The organism is Candidatus Symbiopectobacterium sp. NZEC135, from assembly GCF_025962695.1.
Window position 1 is genome coordinate 1 of record NZ_JAGFPF010000137.1, and the last position, 3,925, is coordinate 3,925.

Consider the following 3,925-nt stretch of genomic DNA (forward strand, 5'->3'; position numbering starts at 1 on the left):
GTGTATGAACAAAACCTGCGCGCCTGTGCCTTTTACCAGAAGCAGGGTTTCTCCCCGGTAAAACGCACGTTCCCCGCAGAAACCAATGCTCCTGCGCAGATTATGCAATGGGAAAAAATGGCCTGACGCTGTCAGGCTAGCCTGTGTCCCCCTCCCCCTCAATAACCTGCCCTACCCGCCAATAGGTTGTCGTGCCCACGCTCTGTTCAACGCGTAATTAGTGATAACGATCGCGTTTCATCAACCCTGTAGTTGAATCACTCACCCTTTGAGTGGTTTATTATATGGAACTCTTGTTCAATATAGTGAATAAAATGAAAGCAAATCGGATTAAGGGCGTTATCCCCCCCCTTCCCACGTTGACAGATGCCGAGGGGAACCTCGACAAGCAAGCAATGGGCAGGTTGCTCGATCGGGTGATTAACGCTGGCGTACACGGCGTGCTGGCGCTGGGCACCTGCGGCGAATTTTATGCCCTGCGCCGGGAAACTCGTCAGGAAACCGCCGAATTTGTGGTCGACTATGTTAATGGTCGCGTGCCAGTGATTCTCGGTATCGGCGGCACCTGCATCGATGATGTTCTGTATTTCGGGCAACATGCCGCGCGCTGCGGCGCAGATGCCGTATTGGTCATCAATCCTTATTACGCACCGCTCAGCGCAGAGAGCCTTTTTCGCTTTTACCAAACCGTGGCGGAAAATCTCGCGCTGCCGATCATGATTTATAACTTTCCGCAGCTGACAGGGCATACGATTTCTGCCGATATGGTGCGTCGTTTAGCACAGCAATTCCCGTCGATCATCGGCATTAAAGACACCATTAATAATATCAGCCACATTCGGGAATTGATGAATCAGGTTAAACCACACCGCCCGGACTTCCTTATTTTCGCCGGTTACGACGAATACCTGTTAGACACGCTGATATTAGGAGGGGATGGCGGCTTTCCGGCGAGTGCTAATTTCGCCCCTGACGTTACCGTTAAACTCTACGAGCATTTTTGCGCAGAAAACTATTCAGCCGTATTTCAACAGCGACGTGAATTATCGCGGCTGGCGCAACTTTTTTCCATTAACGCTCCCTTGCCTGACTTACTCAAACATCTGTTAGCCATGACGGGAATGTATACGCCTGACGGCAACACCAATAAAACAAATAGGCTTTCACCGGAACATATTGCGGAATTAAAAGACCTTCTGCCATTACGTGAAGAAAAGGAATAAACCATGGGAAGTGAAAAGATCCAGGCCGCCATTATTGGTTCAGGAAATATTGGCACTGACTTGATGTTCAAAATAATGAAAAACAGCCAATACCTGAGTATGGGCGCGATGATCGGTATCGATCCTGCCTCAGACGGTTTAGCCCGCGCTGCACGGCTGGGCGTGCCGGTTTCTGCCGAGGGTATCGACGGACTGCTGGCATTGCCTAATTTCCAAGACATTAAAATCGTTTTCGACGCCACTTCAGCCAAATCACATCTGGTACACAACGAGAAGCTGCAACCGTTCGGCATTAAGGTCATCGACCTGACCCCGGCAGCCATCGGCCCGTATGTGGTCCCGTCCATTAATCTGGAACAAGAAAGTGATGCGGCCAACATCAACATGGTCACCTGCGGCGGGCAGGCAACCATTCCTATCGTCAATGCGGTGGCACAGGTCACTGACGTTTACTATGCCGAAATTGTTGCCAGTATCGCCAGCAAATCCGCAGGACCCGGCACCCGCGCTAATATTGACGAGTTTACCGAAACCACGTCTGCCGCCATCGTTAACGTGGGCAAAGCGCGCGCCGGGAAAGCCATTATTATTCTCAACCCGGCGTCACCGCCTATCATGATGCGCGACACCGTCTTTACCTATTCCGCCACGGTCGAGCCCGAAAAAATTGAAGCCAGCATTCACAGCATGGTGCAAAAAGTCAGCCGCTATGTGCCGGGCTATCGCCTAAAACAGGCCGTGCAATTCGATATTATCAATGAAGAGAATCCGCTGTTTATCGACGGGGAAAAATACACGACAGGGTTAAAAACTTCGGTATTTATCGAAGTAGAAGGGGCCGCCCACTATTTACCCGCCTATGCCGGCAACCTGGATATTATGACCTCCGCCGCGTTAGCCTGCGGCGATCATTTTGCCAAGAACCTGAAAAATTAATCCTCAGCGATAAAAGAGAATGATGATGAATAATAAAAAAATCTACATCTCGGACGTAACATTACGCGACGGCTCCCATGCCGTTAAACACCAGTACACGCAACAACAGGTTCAACAGATCGCCAGCGTGCTGGACAAGGCGCATGTGGACTCCATTGAGATCGCCCACGGTGACGGGCTGGCAGGATCGAGTTTTAACTATGGTTTCAGCCGCTGTGCTGACACCGAAATGATCGCTGCCGCCGCTGAGGTTGTCACCCACAGTAAAATTGCCACCCTGCTGATCCCCGGCGTCGGCACCATTCATGACTTACACGCCGCCTATGATGCTGGCGCACGCGTAGTGCGTGTCGCCACCCACTGCACCGAGGCGGATATATCACGGCAGCATATTGAATTCGCGCGCAACCTCGGCATGGACACCGTCGGTTTTCTGATGATGAGCCACATGATTACTCCGCAGGAACTGGCTGAGCAGGCGAAAAAAATGGAGAGCTATGGTGCAAATTGCATCTACGTGGTGGATTCCAGCGGTGCCATGCTGATGCAGGACATTCGCGATCGCTTCCGTGCACTGAAAGCCATCCTGAACAGCGATACCCAAACGGGCATGCACGCACACAACAACCTTTCCGTCAGTATCGCCAACTCACTGACCGCCATCGAAGAGGGCTGCGATCGGGTAGATACCAGCCTGGCGGGCATGGGGGCTGGCGCGGGAAATACCCCCACCGAAGTGTTTATCGGCTGTCTGGAAAAGCAAGGCTGGCAACACGGTTGTCAATTGGACACGTTGATCAACGGTGCTGACGATGTGGTGCGCCCGTTGCAACACCGTCCGGTACGCGTCGATCGCGAAACCCTATCGCTCGGACTCGCCGGGGTGTATTCCAGCTTTTTGCTGCACGCCGAACGTGCATCGCAAAAATACGGCATCAGCACCATGGATATATTAATGGAGCTCGGGAAAAGAAAAATGGTCGGCGGTCAGGAAGACATGATTGTCGATGTTGCATTGGATTTAAAAAACGCCAACACCAGGCAAGCACAATAATACTAATGATTATATGAGGTTTTAATAATGCGAAGCCAAAAAATATTAGGAAGCCTTGAGTGGGGTTTTAACCGTAGCGTATTTAAAAGCATCGGTTATTCTGATGAAGATCTGAAAAGACCTGTCATTGGTATCGCCAACTCCTGGAATGAACTGGTACCCGGCCATTTCAATTTGCGTCAGGTCGGTGAATCGGTGAAAAAAGGTATCCACATGGCGGGCGGCACCGCCGTGGAATTTGGCCTGATTGCCGCCTGTGACGGCACGGCACAGGGCCATAAAGGCATGCACTATATCCTGCCTTCACGGGATATGATCGCCAACGATATCGAGATCATGGTAGAAGCCCATCAGTTGGATGCCATCGTGATGCTCGGCTCTTGCGACAAGATTGTTCCCGCAATGCTGATGGCCGCAGCACGTCTGGACATCCCCGCCATCATTCTGCCCGGCGGCCCAATGCTGGGCGGCGAAGTGTTCGACGGACGCAAATCGGACCTGACCACCATGTCCGAATCGTTGGGCATGCTAAAAGCAGGCAAAATCACCGAAGACGTTTGCCATCGGTTGGAAAACACGTGCGGCCCGACCTGCGGTTCCTGCTCATTCCTCGGCACCGCCAACACCATGTGCAGCCTGTCGGAAGCCATCGGCATGACATTACCCAATGGCGCACTGACGCCCGCAGTGTATTCCGAGCGCCTGCGGCTGG

Annotated in this window: 4 protein-coding genes; all 4 read left to right on the top strand. The window is 52.2% G+C overall.

Translation table 11 applies throughout. The annotated features are described in order from the left end of the window. The first annotated feature begins 314 nt into the window (after positions 1-314). Positions 315-1,223 (top strand): dihydrodipicolinate synthase family protein, encoded by a 909-nt coding sequence (locus tag J5224_RS23795; protein WP_264627702.1) that lies wholly within the window; start codon positions 315-317, stop codon positions 1,221-1,223. A gap of 3 nt (positions 1,224-1,226) precedes the next feature. Further along, positions 1,227-2,159, top strand: coding sequence for an acetaldehyde dehydrogenase (acetylating) (locus J5224_RS23800; RefSeq protein ID WP_264627703.1), 933 nt, complete (start codon positions 1,227-1,229; stop codon positions 2,157-2,159). A gap of 25 nt (positions 2,160-2,184) precedes the next feature. Next, a complete protein-coding gene (dmpG, locus tag J5224_RS23805; protein ID WP_264627704.1) occupies positions 2,185-3,213 on the top strand; it encodes a 4-hydroxy-2-oxovalerate aldolase in 1,029 nt (342 codons plus the stop codon). 27 nt (positions 3,214-3,240) lie between these two features. After that, positions 3,241-3,925, top strand: a 685-nt coding sequence (locus J5224_RS23810) for a dihydroxy-acid dehydratase (protein WP_264627705.1), incomplete at its 3' end; no start/stop codon positions are given.